Genomic DNA, 17,287 nt, shown 5'->3' on the forward strand with positions numbered 1-17,287 from the left:
CCGTTTCGACTGCGCCGGAAGTGGGGCGAATTATAGACAGATAAAACGGGGCGTCAAGAACTAATTTGAAATTGATCCAAATCAGCTTTTGAGGCCCCGTTTTATTGCTTCTATATATAGAAGCGCTGCCTTAAAGAACCTTGGCCTCGCGCAAACGCAGGATATCGTCCGCCCCCAGCCCCAATACGCTGCTCAGGACCTGCTCGGTATGTTCGCCCAACAGCGGCGGAGCATTGCGGTACTCCACCGGTGTCTCGGACAGTCGAATAGGACTGGCCACCTGCGGAACGCTGCCCCCCAACGAATGAGGGATATCGATGGCCAGACCTCGAGCCTTCACTTGCGGGTCCGCGAACATCTGCGCCAGGTCGTTGATCGGACCACAAGGGACACCTGCCTGCTCCAACTGACTAACCCACTCGGCCGTAGTCTTGAACACCGTGGCCTGGCGAATCAGCGGGATCAGCTCGGCGCGGTTGGCTACCCGCAGCTTGTTGGTAGCGAAACGCGGATCGTCCGCCCACTGAGGCTGACCCGCAACCTCAGCAAACTTGCGGAATTGGCCGTCATTACCCACCGTCAGGATGAAGTCTCCATCTGCCGTGGGAAAGTCCTGATAAGGCACGATGTTCGGGTGTGCGTTACCCAGCCGCTGCGGAGGCGTACCCGTGGTGAGGTAGTTCATTGCCTGGTTGGCCAGACAAGCCACCTGCACATCCAGCAACGCCATATCGATGTGCTGCCCGCCGCCATGCTGATCGCGGTGGGCGAGGGCGGCCAGGATGGCGACCGTGGAATACAGCCCGGTGAGGATGTCCGTCAGCGCTACGCCGACCTTCACCGGCCCGGCGCCATCTTCGCCCTCGGGGCGCCCGGTCAGGCTCATCAGCCCGCCCAGGCCCTGAATCATGAAGTCGTAACCGGCGCGCTTGGCATACGGCCCGGTCTGGCCGAAGCCGGTGATCGAGCAATAGATAAGCTGCGGGTTCACCTGACGCAGGCTTTCATGATCCAGCCCATAGGCTTTCAGCCCGCCCACCTTGAAGTTCTCGATGACGATATCGGACTTCGCTGCTAGCTCGCGCACCAGGCGCTGACCCTCTGGCTGGGTGAAGTCGATGGTCACCGAGTGCTTGTTACGGTTGGCGGACAGGTAGTAAGCCGCTTCGCTGGTGTTCTCGCCGTTGACGTCCTTGAGGAAGGGCGGGCCCCAGGCCCGGGTGTCATCGCCCGCACCCGGACGCTCGACCTTTATTACCTCCGCCCCCAGGTCCGCGAGGATCTGGCCGGCCCATGGCCCGGCCAACACCCGGGACAGATCCAGCACCCGCAAATGAGAAAGCGCGCCCATGGGCTGGCTCCTTATTAATAGAAGGCCTGGATACCGGTTTGTGCGCGACCGAGGATCAGCGCGTGCACGTCATGGGTACCCTCGTAGGTGTTGACCACTTCGAGGTTGACCAGGTGACGGGCAACACCGAACTCGTCGGAGATGCCGTTGCCGCCCAGCATGTCCCGCGCCAGACGGGCAATCTCCAGCGCTTTGCCGCAGGAGTTGCGCTTCATGATCGAGGTAATCTCCACCGCAGCGGTACCTTCGTCTTTCATGCGGCCCAGACGCAGGCAGCCTTGCAGGCCCAGCGTGATTTCGGTCTGCATGTCGGCCAGTTTTTTCTGGATCAGTTGGTTGGCTGCCAGCGGGCGACCGAACTGCTGACGATCCAGGGTGTATTGGCGAGCCGTGTGCCAGCAAGCTTCGGCGGCACCCAGGGCGCCCCAGGAAATGCCGTAGCGCGCCGAGTTCAGGCAGGTGAACGGACCTTTCAGGCCGCGCACGTCCGGGAAGATGTTCTCTTCCGGCACGAACACGTTGTCCATGACGATCTCACCGGTGATCGACGCCCGCAGGCCAACCTTGCCGTGAATCGCTGGCGCGCTCAGACCTTGCCAGCCTTTCTCCAGGACGAATCCACGGATATCGCCGGCATCGTCCTTCCCCCAGACCACGAACACGTCGGCGATCGGGCTGTTGGTGATCCACATTTTGCTGCCGCTCAGGCGATAGCCGCCGTCGACTTTCTTCGCCCGGGTAATCATCGAGCCTGGGTCGGAGCCGTGGTTCGGTTCGGTCAGGCCGAAGCAGCCAATCCATTCACCGCTGGCCAGCTTGGGCAGGTATTTCTGTTTCTGTGCTTCAGTACCGTACTCATTGATCGGCACCATCACCAGCGAGGACTGCACGCTCATCATCGAGCGGTAGCCGGAATCGATACGCTCCACTTCACGCGCGATCAGGCCGTAGCACACGTAGCTCAGGCCACTGCCGCCGTACTGCTCGGGGATGGTCGCACCCAACAGGCCGACTTCGCCCATTTCGCGGAAGATCGCAGGATCGGTCTGTTCATGACGGAAGGCTTCCAGCACGCGTGGCGCCAGCTTGTCCTGGGCGAAGTGGAAAGCGCTTTCACGCACCATGCGCTCTTCTTCGGTGAGCTGCTGATCGAGCAGCAGCGGATCGATCCAGTTGAAGCTTGCTTTGCCGGCCATGAGGGAGTCCTCGAAGTAGGGAAGGGAGATGTTTTTGTCGTGCATTGATCCTAGGCCTGAACGGGCAGGGCGACAAACGAGGATTGCGCATACTCTTGTGATGTTTTCTCACTCCGTGGCAGGCTGGGAGGCCATTTCCACCGCTGATTAGTGAGGTTGACGTATATGCGGCGCAAGATCCCCAGCACTACGGCCCTCGTCTGCTTCGAGGCCGCGGCCCGCCACGAGAGCTTCACCAAGGCGGCGCAGGAACTGTCACTCACCCAAGGCGCCGTCTGCCGACAGATCGGTGGCCTGGAGGAGTTCCTCAATGTCGAACTGTTCCGCCGTTCGCGGCGCGGGGTGAAGCTCACTGAAGCGGGTTTGTCCTACAGCCGGCGAGTGGCGACACAACTGGATGCGGTGGAGCGCGACACCCTGTCGGTGATGGGCCAGCAAGGTGCCAACGTGATCGAGCTGGCGGTCGTGCCGACCTTTGGCACGCAATGGTTGTTGCCGCGACTGAAGGACTTCCAGCAGCGCCACCCGGAGGTGACGGTCAACCTCACGAACCGGACGCGGCCCTTCCTGTTTGCCGACACCCATTTCGATGCCGCGATCTACTTTGGCGATGCCGACTGGTCCGGTACGCAATCCCACCGCCTCATGGGAGAAAACCCGGTGCCGGTGTGCAGCCCTGCGCTGCTGGGCCAGCACCCACATCTGGGGCCCCAGGCCGTCGCGCAACTGCCCTTGCTGCAGCAGACCACCCGGCCCTACGCATGGCGCCAGTGGTTCGACAGTGTGGACATGAATGTCGCCCGGGACATGACAGGCCCACGCTATGAACTATTCTCGATGTTGGCCCAGGCAGCGATGCATGAGATGGGTGTGGCGCTGATTCCACCCTTCCTGATCCAACGCGAACTGGGGGAGGGCCGCCTGGTGATCGCCAACCCGCACGCGTTGTCCAGCATCAAGGCGTATTACCTGATGATCCCGGAAAGGAAGGTGGAATCGGCTTCCTTGCGTGCTTTTCGCGACTGGCTGGTGGGCGAGGCTCAGCGCTACGCCGCGGCCCACAAGGACAAAACAGGATTACTGACCCAGTAGTCAATAAAAATGAAGCCCTACAGATGTATGGAAATGTCGCATAGGCGACAACTGTTTCAGTCACGTTAAAAACCCCGTCAAACCCCACTGTTTTCGGGGCTTTCCTGCCATTCAAACGACGTTTTTCGTGGCCCACATGAAAATTGTCAGAAAATTTTTAATTTTTCTTTTAATGTCGCTAAAGCCCGTATTTGACGGGCTGGAGCCGAATCGTTGCGACATACGGTCACAGGGTGACTTGTAGTTTGTTTGTCGTTTCCATTCAGAACCCATTGAAGCGATTAAGGATCGCTTGCAAAATGCCGCGCCCCGCCTCGTTCAGGCGGGATCGTGCTGATCGGCCGCCCAGACGCACCATCCGTAGTGCGCTGGTTCAACTACAAAAGATCACGCAGGAGAATACGACGTGCACATTGGTGTTCCTCTCGAAACGCAGACGGGCGAAACACGGGTCGCTGCCACTCCCGAAACCATCAAGAAACTGGTGGGACAGGGTCATCAGGTCACTGTGCAACGCGGAGCCGGCCTCAACGCCAGCATCCCGGACAGTGCCTATGAGGCTGCCGGCGCCGTCATGGGAAGCGCCGCCGATGCGTTTGGCGCGCAGCTTGTCCTGAAAGTTGTAGCGCCCGACGACAGCGAACTGGGCCAGATCAAGAGCGGTACCGTGCTCGCGGGCATGCTCAACCCGTTCAACAACGAACTCATCGCCAAGATGGCCGAATGCGGCATTACCGCCTTCGCCCTCGAAGCCGCGCCGCGCACTTCCCGGGCCCAGAGCCTGGACGTGCTGTCCTCGCAGGCCAACATCGCCGGCTACAAGGCTGTGTTGCTCGCCGCTCACCACTATCCACGCTTCATGCCGATGCTGATGACCGCCGCCGGTACGGTGAAAGCCGCCCGCGTGCTGATTCTCGGTGCCGGTGTGGCCGGCCTGCAGGCCATTGCCACGGCCAAGCGCCTGGGTGCAGTGATCGAAGCCTCGGACGTGCGTCCGGCGGTGAAGGAGCAAATCGAATCGCTCGGTGCGAAGTTCCTTGATGTGCCGTATGAAACCGACGAAGAACGCGAATGCGCCGTAGGCGTCGGCGGCTATGCCCGACCAATGCCAGCCAGCTGGATGCAGCGTCAGGCGCAAGCCGTACACGAACGCGCGAAGCAGGCCGATATCGTCATCACCACCGCGCTGATCCCGGGCCGCAAGGCACCGACGCTGCTCAGCGCCGAGACCGTGGCGCAAATGAAGCCAGGTTCGGTGGTCATCGACCTCGCCGCGGCCCAGGGCGGTAACTGCCCGCTGACCGTCGCCGACCAGGTGGTACAGGTGAACGGCGTCACCATCGTCGGCCCGACCAACCTGCCCGCGCAGGTCGGTGCCGATGCGTCGGCGCTGTACGCCCGCAACCTGCTGGACTTCATGAAGCTGCTGCTCGACAAAGACGGCGCGCTGACGATCAACCTCGAAGACGACATCGTCGCCGCGTGCCTGATGTGCCGCGACGGCCAGGTCATCCGCAAGAACGGATAAGGAGCCAGACAATGGAAGACATGCTGATCTCTCACGGCGTCTATAACCTGATCATCTTCGTGCTGGCGATCTATGTCGGTTACCACGTGGTCTGGAACGTCACGCCCGCGCTGCACACCCCGCTGATGGCGGTCACCAACGCCATCTCCGCCATCGTCATCGTCGGCGCCATGCTCGCCGCCGCCCTGACCGTCACCCCGCTGGGCAAGGTCATGGGCACCCTCGCGGTCGCCCTGGCAGCGGTGAACGTATTCGGTGGATTCCTCGTCACCCGGCGCATGCTGGAGATGTTCAAGAAGAAGGCCGCGAAGGCTGAGGGGCAGAAGTAAAAATGAGCATGAACCTGGTAACTCTTCTCTACCTGGTCGCTTCGGTGTGCTTCATCCAGGCCCTGAAAGGCCTGTCGCACCCGACCACGTCCCGCCGCGGCAACCTGTTCGGCATGCTCGGCATGGCGCTGGCGGTGGTCACCACCGTCGGCCTGATCTACAAGCTTGGCGCCGAGCTGGCCACCGACGGCATCGCCTACGTGCTGGTCGGCCTGCTGGTCGGTGGCAGCGCCGGCGCGATCATGGCCAAGCGCGTTGAAATGACCAAGATGCCGGAGCTGGTGGCGTTCATGCACAGCATGATCGGCCTGGCGGCGGTATTCATCGCCATCGCCGCGGTGGTCGAGCCGCAATCGCTGGGCATCGTCAGCAGCATCAGCGACCCGATCCCCGCCGGTAACCGCCTGGAGCTGTTCCTTGGCGCGGCCATCGGTGCGGTCACCTTCTCCGGTTCGGTCATCGCCTTCGGCAAGCTCTCGGGCAAGTACAAGTTCCGCCTGTTCCAGGGCGCACCGGTACAGTTCGCCGGCCAGCACAAGCTCAATCTGGTGCTCGGCCTGGCCACCATCGGCCTGGGCCTGGTGTTCACCTTCACCGGCAACCTCACTGCCTTCGCAGTCATGCTGGCCCTGGCGTTCGTCATGGGCGTGCTGATCATCATCCCGATCGGCGGCGCGGACATGCCGGTGGTGGTGTCGATGCTCAACAGCTATTCGGGCTGGGCGGCCGCCGGTATCGGCTTCTCGCTGAACAACTCGATGCTGATCATCGCAGGCTCCCTGGTGGGTTCGTCCGGTGCGATCCTCTCGTACATCATGTGCAAGGCGATGAACCGTTCCTTCTTTAATGTAATCCTCGGCGGTTTCGGTGGTGCAGCAGATGCCGGCGGCCCGGCGGGCGCGCAGGAGGCCCGTCCGGTGAAGTCCGGTTCGGCCGACGACGCGACCTTCCTGCTGAGCAACGCCGACACCGTGATCATCGTTCCCGGCTACGGCCTGGCGGTGGCCCGTGCCCAGCACGCGCTGAAGGAACTGACCGAGAAGCTGACCCACAACGGCGTGACCGTGAAGTACGCGATCCACCCGGTGGCGGGCCGTATGCCCGGCCATATGAACGTGCTGCTGGCGGAAGCCGAAGTGCCGTATGACCAGGTGTTCGAGATGGAGGACATCAACTCCGAGTTCGGCCAGGCCGACGTGGTGCTGGTGCTCGGCGCCAACGACGTGGTCAACCCGGCGGCGAAGAACGATCCGAAGTCGCCGATCGCCGGCATGCCGATCCTGGAAGCCTTCAAGGCCAAGACCATCATCGTCAACAAACGCTCGATGGCCAGCGGCTATGCCGGCCTGGACAACGAACTGTTCTACCTCGACAAGACCATGATGGTCTTTGGCGACGCCAAGAAGGTCATCGAGGACATGGTCAAAGCGGTGGAATAAGCCCCTCGCGGTACTGTGACAAAAAGCCCCAGCGCGGTAACGCCTGGGGCTTTTTCGTCCCCGGCCCGCCGACGGAAGGCTCTATTTCCGGGCGTCGCCTACGACCTTGGTCGCGCGACGAACATTTGCGAAATCACTAGACTGCGCATCTAGCTTCAGTAGCCCGAGATAACAATCCATGTACCGTGATCGCATTCGCTTGTCCTCGCTGCACAGTAAAGTCATGAGCGCGGAAGACGCCGCCGCCCTGATCCAGGATGGCATGACCGTCGGCATGAGCGGTTTCACCCGTGCCGGTGAAGCCAAGGCCGTTCCCCACGCGCTGGCCGAACGGGCCAAGCAGTCGCCGCTGAAAATCAGCCTGATGACCGGCGCCAGCTTGGGCAATGACCTGGACAAGCAACTGACCGAAGCCGGCGTATTGGCCCGGCGCATGCCGTTCCAGGTCGACAGCACCCTGCGCAAGGCCATCAACGAAGGCAAGGTGATGTTCATCGACCAGCACCTGTCGGAAACCGTCGAGCAACTGCGCAACGCCCAGCTCAAGCTGCCGGACATCGCCGTCATCGAAGCCGTGGCGATCACCGAGCAAGGCCACATCGTGCCGACCACTTCCGTGGGCAACTCGGCCAGCTTCGCGATCTTCGCCAAGCAAGTGATCATCGAGATCAACATGGCGCACAACGCCAACCTCGAAGGCCTGCACGACATCTATATCCCGACCTACCGCCCGACCCGCACGCCAATTCCGCTGGTCAAGGTCGACGACCGCATCGGCAGCACCGCGATCCCGATCGACCCGGCGAAGATCGTCGGCATCGTCATCACCAACCAGTCCGACTCGCCGTCCACCGTGCTGCCGCCGGATGAAGAAACCCAGGGCATTGCCAACCACCTGATCAACTTCCTCAAACAGGAAGTCGATGCTGGCCGCATGACCAACAAGCTCGGCCCGCTGCAGGCCGGTATCGGCAACATCGCCAACGCGGTGATGTGCGGCCTGATCGAGTCGCCGTTCGAAGACCTGACCATGTACTCCGAAGTGCTGCAGGACTCGACCTTCGACCTGATCGACGCCGGCAAGCTGAGCTTCGCCTCGGGCAGTTCGATCACCCTGTCGAGCCGCCGCAACGCCGACGTATTCGGCAACCTGGAGCGCTACAAGGACAAGCTGGTGCTGCGTCCGCAGGAAATCTCCAACCACCCTGAAGTGGTCCGTCGCCTGGGCATCATCGGCATCAACACCGCGCTGGAGTTCGACCTGTACGGCAACGTCAACTCCACCCACGTCTGCGGCACGCGGATGATGAACGGCATTGGCGGCTCGGGCGACTTCGCCCGCAACGCGCACCTGGCCATCTTCGTCACCAAGTCGATCGCCAAGGGCGGCGCAATTTCCAGCGTCGTTCCGATGGTCAGCCATGTGGACCATACCGAGCATGACGTCGACATCCTGGTGACCGAGCAGGGTCTGGCCGACCTGCGCGGCCTGGCGCCACGCGAGCGAGCCCGGGTAATCATCGACAACTGTGTGCACCCGGATTACCGCGAGGCTCTGAACGACTACTTCACCCGCGCGTGCGAGCGTGGCGGTCATACCCCGCACATCCTGCGTGAGGCCCTGGCCTGGCACGAAAACCTGGAAGAAACCGGTCGCATGCTCGCCGGTTGATCCATGACAGTTGGCAGCCGGTGACGCGCAATGCGCACCGGCTGTACAGTTGCCTCATTCAAATCCACAAAAACTGTTCTACTGTACCGGTAATATCCCACAGCTTTTCCACCTCACGACCCTCCCCTTGACTATAAATGCACCAAAAGTGCGCAGACCAGTACAGTTGCGCGTATTTTGAGTGCAACAGCACCCTTAAACAGTTAACTGGACCCTCACAATCAAGGTGAACTGTATCTACTGTTATGGACGGCGGAGGAGGATCATTGGCATCAGTTAAACCACTAGCCAATGCCGCCATAAGCGGAAGGAAGACATCATGGAACGTACCCTCAGTTCCGATCTGATTTTCGAAAACAACGCTCAACAATCCCAAGCCGCTCTGCCTCTGCGCCTGCTGGCTAACCTGATGCTGTGGCAGCGCCGCATCTCCAGCCGCCATCAACTGGCCCGTCTGGATGCCCGCCTGCTGGCCGACGCCGGTATCAGCGAAGCACAGCGCTACGAAGAGCTGAGCAAGCCTTTCTGGCGTTAAGCCAGGAGCGCCGGCCAAGGCCGGCACCGAATTCCGAGAAACCCGTCGCAGGTAACTGCTGACGGGTTTTTTCGTTCTGGAAGGTGCGAAATAGAGCGCCTAGCTCCACGAGCAGTACAATTTCCACAAAGCAAAAAAAGACCATAACAGTTACATCCGACGCCGTTTCGCTTACCCCGTGTTACGCTTGCTTCACGCAGCTTGACTCACCCGTAACGCAATAAGCTGAGCGCGCGTCTGACATTCAGATGACCAAAGCCCTACTCAGGAGATCGACCATGTTCCGTACCCGCTTGCTGGGCGCCGCCGTCTTGCTGGCCCTGGCCTCGACTGCCCAGGCCACCAGCTTCGTTGTCACCACCGACGCCGTTGTAGGTGCCGTGGCCGCTTCCACCGATGCCACTTCCGATGTGTCCTCCTCGTTCCGCGACGACAAGATCGTCCGCGCCGCGCGTGACGACGCCGCAAGCTTCGTCGCCAGCAACGGCGACATCCGTGGCGCGAAGCTGGAAAGCGCCTTCATCCACATCCGCCAGCAACAGCCAATGCTGCAGGCCAGCGACGCACAACTGGCCCAGGCGATTCTGGCGATCTGATCCGACACGGGTCGTCCGCCCTCGAAACACCAGGCAAAACACCCGGGCCGACCGCTCTGGCCCGGGCTTGCACATTGGGATAGCCTTTGCCGCCTCGATTCCGGAGGCACTGTTTCCCCATGCGTTATTTGCCATTGCTGCTTGTGCTGTTCGGGCCCGGCACCGCCCTGGCCTTCGATATGACCACTGCCACACTCGTCGTCAGCGGCTACGCCACCAGCCAGGTGACGACCGCGCCGTTCGACCGCAAGTGGGTCAGGGCCGCCCGCGATGACGCCGCGGCCTTCATTGCCAGCGACGGCCAGTTGCGCGGCGCACGGCTGGAGGCGGTCATCCAGCGATTGCGCCATGAAAACCCCGAACTTCATGCTGGCGACCTTGAACTGGCGCAGGCAATTCTCGTCCAATGACCACACCTGTTTTTCCGGAGATGTTCCATGCGTAATCCGCTGATTGCCGCCACCCTCGGCTTCCTGCTGCTGGCCGACGTAGCCCAGGCACACACCGTGGTCGCCACCAGCAACATCATCGTCCGCGCCTTTGGCCGTTCGATCGATTTTACCTCTGACACCACCACCTCGATCCGCGACTCGAAAGTCGTCCGCGAAGCCCGCGACGATGCCGCCAGCTTCGTCGCCAGCAACGGCGACATCCGTGGCGCGCAACTGGAAGCCGCTTTCGACACCCTGCGCCAACGCGTCCCGGAAGCGCGCCAGGCCAGTGATCAGGTCCTGGCCGAAGCCATCCTGGCCCTGTGAAATCCCTGCGTAACTGGCTGCTGAGCGGTGCACTGGCACTGTTCAGCGTCCCCGCGTTGGCCGACCTGGAACTGGTGTTGCAGGACGACAGCCTGACTTCATCCCAGCGCCAGGCCACCCAGGCGCTGCTGGATGAAGCGATGGAGAAGCTTCCGCCCAGCTTCAAGACCCGCCTCGACCGCACCATCACGGTCAGTTGGGACGCGCGCATGCCCGAAGACGCCTACGGCCAGGCCTCGCTGGTGTCCACACTGGCGCTCAATCGCCGCCTGCTGCCCAGCCTCACCGACGGCAGTGCCGTCACACAGAAGACCGGTCGCCCCCATGGCACCGTGCGCCAGGAATTGCTGGCCACCGTCCTCCACGAAACCACCCATATCTACGACCGTGCCCGGCTTTGGCCCAACGACGAGCGGCGGCTGATCTTCCAGTGCAAACGCCAGAACGACAGCCAGGGCAAGGTGGGGCTGCGTGATGAATGCCGCGGCCAGCCCGAACGCCGCTTTACCCTCAGCGATGATCCGCGCCTGCTCGACCTTGCCGGCTGGCCGCAATACGTTGGCCGTCGCGGCGAACGCGAGCAGCACAATCGCCAGATCGCCCGCAGCCCGGACAGCTATGAGCTGAGCAGCCCCAAGGAATTCATCGCGGTCAACATGGAGTACTTCCTCCTCGACCCGAGCTATGCCTGCCGCCGCCCGGCCTTGCAGGCTTACCTGAGCAAGCACTTCGGCTGGGCGCCGGCGCATCCGGCCTGCGAGCCGGCGCTGCCGTTCCTCAATGCCGGCAACGATTTCGCCAAGCAACCGCTGGGGCAGATCGACCCGGAGCGCGTCTATGCGGTCGATTACCTGCTGGCCGAAGCCAACCAGAACTGGGTCAGCCGCTGGGGCCACAGCATGCTGCGCCTGGTGATCTGCGCCCCTGGCCGGCCACGCGGGCCGGACTGCCGTCTCGATCTGGACCAGCATCTGGTGCTGTCGTATCGGGCGTTCGTCAACGATGTGCAACTGTCCAGTTGGGATGGCCTGGTCGGTGCCTACCCGTCGCGACTGTTCGTACTGCCGCTGGGCCAGGTCATCGATGAATACACCAAGACCGAGCTGCGCAGCCTCGCGTCGATCCCGCTGAAGCTGTCCCGCGAGGAGCTCGAGGCCCTGGTGCGTCAGGCACTGGAGATGCACTGGAGCTACGACGGCAACTACTTCTTCCTCTCCAACAACTGCGCGGTGGAAACCCTCAAGTTGCTGCGCAGCGGCACCGCCAACCCACGCCTGACCAGCCTCGACAACATCATGCCCAACGGCCTGCTGGAAGTGCTCAAGGGCCGCGGTCTGGCGGATACCAGCGTGCTGGACGACCCGCGCGAGGCGCTGCGCCTGGGCTATCGCTTTGATTCCTACCGTGATCGCTACCAGGCGATGTTCCAGATTCTCAAGAAGCAGTTGCCGGTCCCCGCCGACAGCGTCGAAAGCTGGCTGGAACAGAGCGCCGAACAGCGTCGCCCGTGGTTCGACCGCGCCGACCTGCGCACCAGCGCCGCCTTGCTGCTGCTGGAACAGGCCGGACTGCGCCGGCAGTTGCTGCTGGCCCAGGACGAGGTCAAGCAACGCTACCTGACCGGGCGCGCGCTGGAGGACGGCAGCGTGGCCAAGGCCAACAACACCTTGCAGCAGATCCTCGCCAACAGTGGCTTCCTGAGCAAACCGGCGGAATTGCTGGGGGAGGGCGGCTATGGCCTGCCGCAGCCCGCCGAGCGCCAGCAACTGGAGCAGAGCAGCAGCCAGCGCCAGCAACAGTTGCAGGCGTTGAGCGTGGACCTGGACACGGAAGTGCGCGCCTTGCTCGGGCCGGAGCGGGCGGCGCAGATCAAAGCGGTGGAGGCCAATATCAAACAGCTCGGCGAGCACCTGCGGGCCTTGCACAAGGCCGCGGGCGGGCTAGAACTGCCTTAGGCCTCAGAGTGATTCGTGCCGCTCGCTGGGCAACTGTTCGTCCAGGTGCAGCCAGGGCAAGCGGCTCTCGGTCCAGATATGCCGGTTTGGCGGCACGGATTCCGGATCATCCAGCGTGGTGACGGTGATATCGATGGTTTCCGGGCTCAGGTCGGTGGTCAGGGCCAGATGCGCGCCACAACGGCTGCAGAAATAACGCACGCAACTGGCGGACGAATCGTAGCGCTGCGGGGTTCCGGTCAACCACTGGAAGCCACCGCAGGGCACGGTGACCCAGGTGACCAGCAAACCGCCGGTGACCCGTCGGCAGATCGAGCAATGACAGTGGGCGACATCGGTGAGCGGGCCTTCGGCCCGGTAGCGCAGGGCGCCGCAGTGGCAGCCGCCCTCGTGGAATTGAGTCATTTGTTCAGCACTCCTTGTTGATGCAGATTCAGCCGTGGTTCTTGGGGCCTCATCGCGAGCGAGCTCGCTCCTACAGGGTAACCATTGCCTTGTAGGCGCGAGCTTGCTCGCGAAGGCAGTCCCGAAAAATACCTCTCGTCACCTTTCAACCCTCGAAAGCTGGCTGAAAGCTTAGCCCCTTAGCATCGCCTCACCACCGGCATAGCGACCGGCGCGCCAGGGCATCCGATTTACCGAGCCCGGCCCAATCAACAAGAACAATGGTGATTCTGATGTCCTTCCGTACCTTCCTGCGCCCTGATTTCCCCCCGCTACTCCAGACACAGCGCCTCGCCCGCTGATCCGTCCGTCACGTCCCGTCCCGACGCACTACGCCTGGAGTACCCCCATGCTGACCTTCCTCGGCTTCGCCATGGTCATCACCTTCATGTACCTGATCATGACCAAGCGCCTGTCGGCCTTGATCGCGCTGATCCTGGTACCGATCCTGTTCGCCCTGTTCGGCGGCTTTTCCAGCAAGATCGGCCCGATGATGCTGGAAGGCATCAGCAAGCTCGCCCCAACCGGCGTGATGCTGATGTTCGCCATTCTCTATTTCGCCCTGATGATCGACTCCGGCCTGTTCGACCCGGCCGTGCGCAAGATCCTCAAGCTGGTCAAGGGCGACCCGCTGAAAGTCTCGGTCGGCACCGCGGTGCTGGCCCTGGTCGTCTCGCTCGACGGTGACGGCGCCACCACCTACATGATCTGCTGCGCCGCGATGTTGCCGCTGTACAGCCGCCTGGGCATGAGCCCGCGGATCATGGCCGGCCTGATCATCCTCGCCGGCGGGGTGATGAACATGACCCCGTGGGGCGGCCCGACCGCCCGTGCCGCCAGCGCGCTGCATGTGGACCCTTCGGACATCTTCGTGCCGATGATCCCGGCCATGCTCGCCGGTGTCGTGGCGATCCTGGCCATCGCCTACATGTACGGCAAGCGCGAGCGCGCCCGTCTCGGCGAGTTGCACCTGCCGGGTGACGAGATAGACCACAGCGAAATCACCGTTTCCCAATACCCGGACGCCCGCCGCCCGAAACTGCTGTGGTTCAACGGCGCCCTGACCGCCGCGCTGATGGTCGCGCTGATCGCCGGCCTGCTGCCGCTGCCAGTGCTGTTCATGATCGCCTTCAGTATCGCGATGATCGTCAACTACCCATGCCTGCAACAGCAGAAAGACCGCATCGCCGCCCACGCCGGCAGCGTATTGGCGGTAACCGGGCTGATCTTCGCCGCCGGTATCTTCACCGGCATCCTGTCCGGCACCGGCATGGTCGAGGCCATGTCCAAGAGCCTGCTGGCCGTGATCCCGGACGCGCTGGGCCCGTACCTGGCGGTGATCACCGCGATCGTGAGCATGCCGTTCACCTTCTTCATGTCCAACGACGCCTTCTACTACGGCGTGCTGCCGGTACTCTCGGAAGCCGCCAGCCACTACGGCATTTCGCCAGTGGAAATGGCCCGCGCCTCGATCGTCGGACAGCCGGTTCACCTGCTCAGCCCGCTGGTGCCGTCGACCTACCTGCTGGTCGCCCTGGCCGGCATCGAGTTCGGCGACCACCAGCGCTTTACCCTGAAGTGGGCAGTGCTAGTCTGCCTATGCATAATGCTCGCCGCGCTGCTCATGGGAATTTTCCCGCTGTTCAGTAGCCTCTAGTAAACAGATCCACCCAACCCGTTTGCGCGCCTGATCCGGCGCGCAACGTCATACACCTGAAGGAACAAACATGGAATGGCTGACCAACCCGGAAATCTGGGTTGCCCTTTTCACCCTGACCGCACTCGAAATCGTGCTCGGGATCGACAACATCATCATGATCTCGATCCTGGTCAGCCGCATGCCCAAGCACATGCAGCAGCGCACCCGGATCTTCGGCCTCGCCCTGGCGATGGTCACCCGCATTATGTTGCTGCTGTCGATCACCTGGGTCATGCGCCTCACCGCCGACCTGTTCGAAGTCTTCGGCCAGGGCATTTCCGGCCGTGACCTGATCCTGTTCTTCGGTGGCCTGTTCCTGCTGTGGAAAAGCTCCCAGGAGATCTACCACGGCCTCGAGGGCGAAGACGAAAGCGCCGACGAGACTACGACGAGCGCCGGCGGCAAGTTCCTGTACACCATCATCCAGATCGCCATCATCGACATCGTGTTCTCCCTGGACTCGGTGATCACCGCGGTTGGCATGGTGTCCCACGTGCCGGTCATGGTCGCGGCAATCATCATCGCCGTACTGGTGATGATGCTCTGCGCCAAGACCATCAGCGATTTCATCGACAAGCACCCGTCGCTGAAAATGCTCGCGCTGTCGTTCCTGATGGTGGTCGGTACCGTGCTGATCGCCGAAGCCTTCGACGTGCATGTGCCGAAGGGCTACGTCTACTTCGCCATGGCCTTCTCGCTGGCCGTGGAAGCCGTCAATATCCGCATGCGCACGGCGATGGCGAAGAAACGCAAAGAAGCACAGAGCGAACCGGTGAAACTTCGCAAGGACATCCCGGGTCAGTAATACTGGCCAGTTGCTGAATCAAGGCCCCTTCCGGGGCCTTTTTTCATTGTGGCGGCAACAGCGGCGGTTTCTCGGCTTTATCTGCCAGAACCCGCCAACCCTGCTGGCGCCAAGGCCTCTGGCGAACTAAAGCTTAAGTGAGCACTGGAAAAAACCGCCGTTGCCAACGGCCAGGCTCCGCGCACATTCATTGGCCCCGCTGGGGCAGACACACAGGGGGCCCGTTCATGCTGACCCTGCTCAATCTATTGTCAGCCGTCGCCCTGCTGATCTGGGGCACACACATCGTCCGTACCGGCATCCTGCGGGTCTATGGTTCAAACCTGCGCCGGGTAATCAGCCAGAACATGTCACGCCGGCCACTGGCGTTCATCGCCGGCATTCTGGTCACCGCCATGGTGCAGAGCAGCAACGCCACGGCGATGCTGGTCACTTCGTTCGTCGGCCAGGGCCTGATGGCGCTGACCCCGGCCCTGGCGATCATGCTCGGCGCCGACGTCGGTACCGCGCTGATGGCGCGGGTGCTGACGCTCGACTTGTCATGGCTGTCGCCGCTGCTGATCTTCCTCGGGGTGATCTTCTTCCTGTCGCGCAAACAGACCCGCGCCGGCCAACTCGGGCGCGTGGGCATCGGCCTGGGGCTGATCATCCTGGCGCTGCAATTGATCGTCGAGGCGGCGACGCCCATCACCACCGCGCAAGGAGTGAAAGTCCTGTTCGCCTCGCTGACCGGCGACATCCTCCTCGATGCCCTGATTGGCGCGATGTTCGCCATGATTTCCTACTCCAGCCTCGCCGCCGTGCTGCTGACCGCCACCCTGGCCGGCGCCGGGGTGATCGGCCTGCCGGTCGCCATCGGCCTGGTCATCGGTGCCAACATCGGCAGCGGCCTGCTGGCCTTTATCAGCACCAGCATGCGTAACAGCGCCGGGCGCCAGGTGGCGCTGGGCAGCCTGCTGTACAAGCTGATCGGCCTGCTGGTGACCATTCCGCTACTGACCCCGCTGGTCGCCTGGATGGACAGCCTGACGTTCAGCCCGGCCGAACTGGTGATCGGTTTCCACCTGCTCTACAACAGCCTGCGCTGCCTGACCCTGCTGCCCACGGTCAAGCTGATGGCCAGGGCCTGCAGCTGGCTGCTGCCCGAACGCCCGGAAACCAACGGCCACACCACCCCGCGCCACCTCGACCCGACCGCCCTCGCCACACCCAGCCTGGCCCTGGCCAACGCCGTGCGCGAAACCCTGCGCCTGGGCGATCTGGTGGACACCATGCTCGAAGCCATGAACAGCGTGCTGCGCGGCACCCAGACCGCGGTGACCCAGGAAATCCGCGTCCTGCATGACGATGTCGAGTCGCTGTACAACGCCATCAAACTGTACCTGGCGCAAATGCCGCGGGAAGACCTCGGCGAGCAGGACAGCCAGCGCTGGGCCGAGATCATCGAGCTGGCGATCAACCTGAAGATGGCCAGCGACCTGATCGAACGCATGCTGCGCAAGATCCAGCAGCAGAAGACCTCGCAGCGCCGCGAGTTCTCCGAAGTGGGCCTGGAAGAACTGACCGGCTTGCAGGGCCAGTTGCTGGCCAACCTGCGCCTGGGGCTGTCGGTGTTCCTCAGTGCCGACCCGGAGAGCGCCCGCCAGCTACTGCGGGAAAAACGCCGCTTCCGCGCCCAGGAGCGGCGCCTGGCTCACGCCCACGTCAGCCGCCTGCAACGCAAGGTGGTGCAGAGTATCGAGACCAGCTCGCTGCACCTGGAACTGATCGCCGACATGAAACGACTGAACTCATTGTTCTGCAGCAGTGCCTATGTGGTACTGGGTGGTCACGACACCGGCGGCTTGCTGATCGACACCGTGCCGGACGAGATCCACTCGCCGTGACC

General features: G+C 62.5%; 16 protein-coding genes. 13 read left to right on the forward strand and 3 right to left on the reverse strand.

Annotated features, from left to right (window positions below):
- Positions 1-130 precede the first annotated feature (130 nt).
- Together NTD88_RS24775 and NTD88_RS24780 are read right to left on the reverse strand one after the other, a co-directional pair.
- The gene (locus tag NTD88_RS24775; RefSeq protein ID WP_262156441.1) at positions 131-1,351 is read right to left on the reverse strand and encodes a CaiB/BaiF CoA transferase family protein; all 1,221 of its coding nucleotides are present in this window, start codon (positions 1,349-1,351) and stop codon (positions 131-133) included.
- Positions 1,352-1,365: 14 nt separating this feature from the next.
- Positions 1,366-2,547, reverse strand: coding sequence for an acyl-CoA dehydrogenase (locus tag NTD88_RS24780; RefSeq protein ID WP_262156442.1), 1,182 nt, complete (start codon positions 2,545-2,547; stop codon positions 1,366-1,368).
- A gap of 165 nt (positions 2,548-2,712) precedes the next feature.
- Between NTD88_RS24780 and NTD88_RS24785 the strand changes: the two genes are divergently transcribed.
- From NTD88_RS24785 to NTD88_RS24830, 10 genes are all read left to right on the forward strand, one after another.
- Positions 2,713-3,639 carry a LysR family transcriptional regulator gene (locus NTD88_RS24785; RefSeq protein WP_262156443.1) on the forward strand — a complete coding sequence of 309 codons (927 nt, stop codon included), beginning with the start codon at positions 2,713-2,715 and terminating at the stop codon, positions 3,637-3,639.
- Positions 3,640-4,045: 406 nt separating this feature from the next.
- Positions 4,046-5,167, forward strand: coding sequence for a Re/Si-specific NAD(P)(+) transhydrogenase subunit alpha (locus NTD88_RS24790; protein WP_262156444.1), 1,122 nt, complete (start codon positions 4,046-4,048; stop codon positions 5,165-5,167).
- An 11-nt stretch (positions 5,168-5,178) separates the two neighbouring features.
- Positions 5,179-5,496 carry an NAD(P) transhydrogenase subunit alpha gene (locus NTD88_RS24795; RefSeq protein WP_009403440.1) on the forward strand — a complete coding sequence of 106 codons (318 nt, stop codon included), beginning with the start codon at positions 5,179-5,181 and terminating at the stop codon, positions 5,494-5,496.
- Positions 5,497-5,498: 2 nt separating this feature from the next.
- The gene (locus NTD88_RS24800; protein WP_095159015.1) at positions 5,499-6,935 is read left to right on the forward strand and encodes an NAD(P)(+) transhydrogenase (Re/Si-specific) subunit beta; all 1,437 of its coding nucleotides are present in this window, start codon (positions 5,499-5,501) and stop codon (positions 6,933-6,935) included.
- A 178-nt stretch (positions 6,936-7,113) separates the two neighbouring features.
- A complete protein-coding gene (locus NTD88_RS24805) occupies positions 7,114-8,607 on the forward strand; it encodes an acetyl-CoA hydrolase/transferase family protein (RefSeq protein WP_110969943.1) in 1,494 nt (497 codons plus the stop codon).
- Between the two features lie 319 nt (positions 8,608-8,926).
- Positions 8,927-9,142, forward strand: coding sequence for a DUF1127 domain-containing protein (locus tag NTD88_RS24810; RefSeq protein WP_095159017.1), 216 nt, complete (start codon positions 8,927-8,929; stop codon positions 9,140-9,142).
- A gap of 278 nt (positions 9,143-9,420) precedes the next feature.
- A complete protein-coding gene (locus tag NTD88_RS24815; protein ID WP_095159018.1) occupies positions 9,421-9,738 on the forward strand; it encodes a DUF2388 domain-containing protein in 318 nt (105 codons plus the stop codon).
- Positions 9,739-9,857: 119 nt separating this feature from the next.
- Positions 9,858-10,148, forward strand: a complete 291-nt coding sequence (locus NTD88_RS24820) for a DUF2388 domain-containing protein (protein WP_262156445.1) — start codon at positions 9,858-9,860, stop codon at positions 10,146-10,148.
- A gap of 27 nt (positions 10,149-10,175) precedes the next feature.
- Complete coding sequence (locus NTD88_RS24825; protein ID WP_095159020.1) at positions 10,176-10,496, forward strand: DUF2388 domain-containing protein; 321 nt, start codon at positions 10,176-10,178, stop codon at positions 10,494-10,496.
- Positions 10,493-12,451, forward strand: coding sequence for a DUF4105 domain-containing protein (locus NTD88_RS24830; RefSeq protein ID WP_262156446.1), 1,959 nt, complete (start codon positions 10,493-10,495; stop codon positions 12,449-12,451). The genes NTD88_RS24825 and NTD88_RS24830 overlap by 4 nt, the downstream gene beginning before the upstream one ends.
- A 3-nt stretch (positions 12,452-12,454) precedes the next feature.
- Here the strand turns inward: NTD88_RS24830 and NTD88_RS24835 are convergent, their stop codons facing one another.
- A complete protein-coding gene (locus tag NTD88_RS24835) occupies positions 12,455-12,856 on the reverse strand; it encodes a GFA family protein (RefSeq protein ID WP_095159022.1) in 402 nt (133 codons plus the stop codon).
- Positions 12,857-13,244: 388 nt separating this feature from the next.
- On the opposite strand from NTD88_RS24835, the gene NTD88_RS24840 reads away from it, so the two are divergent.
- The 3 genes from NTD88_RS24840 (at position 13,245) to NTD88_RS24850 (ending at position 17,285) form a co-directional block, all read left to right on the forward strand.
- A complete protein-coding gene (locus tag NTD88_RS24840) occupies positions 13,245-14,552 on the forward strand; it encodes a CitMHS family transporter (RefSeq protein ID WP_095159023.1) in 1,308 nt (435 codons plus the stop codon).
- A gap of 70 nt (positions 14,553-14,622) precedes the next feature.
- A complete protein-coding gene (locus tag NTD88_RS24845) occupies positions 14,623-15,399 on the forward strand; it encodes a TerC family protein (protein ID WP_095159024.1) in 777 nt (258 codons plus the stop codon).
- Positions 15,400-15,626: 227 nt separating this feature from the next.
- A complete protein-coding gene (locus NTD88_RS24850) occupies positions 15,627-17,285 on the forward strand; it encodes a Na/Pi cotransporter family protein (RefSeq protein ID WP_262156447.1) in 1,659 nt (552 codons plus the stop codon).
- Positions 17,286-17,287: the final 2 nt, after the last annotated feature.

This window comes from Pseudomonas sp. 20P_3.2_Bac5 (genome assembly GCF_025466035.1).
GTDB lineage: Bacteria > Pseudomonadota > Gammaproteobacteria > Pseudomonadales > Pseudomonadaceae > Aquipseudomonas.

What these genes read in the sequence shown, in the direction of transcription:
- NTD88_RS24785 (WP_262156443.1), top strand. Translation starts at nt 2,713, where the DNA reads ATGCGGCGCAAGATCCCCAGCACTACGGCCCTCGTCTGCTTCGAGGCC.
- NTD88_RS24780 (WP_262156442.1), bottom strand. Translation starts at nt 2,547, where the DNA reads ATGGCCGGCAAAGCAAGCTTCAACTGGATCGATCCGCTGCTGCTCGAT.
- NTD88_RS24810 (WP_095159017.1), top strand. Translation starts at nt 8,927, where the DNA reads ATGGAACGTACCCTCAGTTCCGATCTGATTTTCGAAAACAACGCTCAA.
- NTD88_RS24825 (WP_095159020.1), top strand. Translation starts at nt 10,176, where the DNA reads ATGCGTAATCCGCTGATTGCCGCCACCCTCGGCTTCCTGCTGCTGGCC.
- NTD88_RS24845 (WP_095159024.1), top strand. Translation starts at nt 14,623, where the DNA reads ATGGAATGGCTGACCAACCCGGAAATCTGGGTTGCCCTTTTCACCCTG.
- NTD88_RS24835 (WP_095159022.1), bottom strand. Translation starts at nt 12,856, where the DNA reads ATGACTCAATTCCACGAGGGCGGCTGCCACTGCGGCGCCCTGCGCTAC.
- NTD88_RS24850 (WP_262156447.1), top strand. Translation starts at nt 15,627, where the DNA reads ATGCTGACCCTGCTCAATCTATTGTCAGCCGTCGCCCTGCTGATCTGG.
- NTD88_RS24840 (WP_095159023.1), top strand. Translation starts at nt 13,245, where the DNA reads ATGCTGACCTTCCTCGGCTTCGCCATGGTCATCACCTTCATGTACCTG.
- NTD88_RS24820 (WP_262156445.1), top strand. Translation starts at nt 9,858, where the DNA reads ATGCGTTATTTGCCATTGCTGCTTGTGCTGTTCGGGCCCGGCACCGCC.
- NTD88_RS24795 (WP_009403440.1), top strand. Translation starts at nt 5,179, where the DNA reads ATGGAAGACATGCTGATCTCTCACGGCGTCTATAACCTGATCATCTTC.
- NTD88_RS24815 (WP_095159018.1), top strand. Translation starts at nt 9,421, where the DNA reads ATGTTCCGTACCCGCTTGCTGGGCGCCGCCGTCTTGCTGGCCCTGGCC.
- NTD88_RS24775 (WP_262156441.1), bottom strand. Translation starts at nt 1,351, where the DNA reads ATGGGCGCGCTTTCTCATTTGCGGGTGCTGGATCTGTCCCGGGTGTTG.
- NTD88_RS24800 (WP_095159015.1), top strand. Translation starts at nt 5,499, where the DNA reads ATGAGCATGAACCTGGTAACTCTTCTCTACCTGGTCGCTTCGGTGTGC.
- NTD88_RS24805 (WP_110969943.1), top strand. Translation starts at nt 7,114, where the DNA reads ATGTACCGTGATCGCATTCGCTTGTCCTCGCTGCACAGTAAAGTCATG.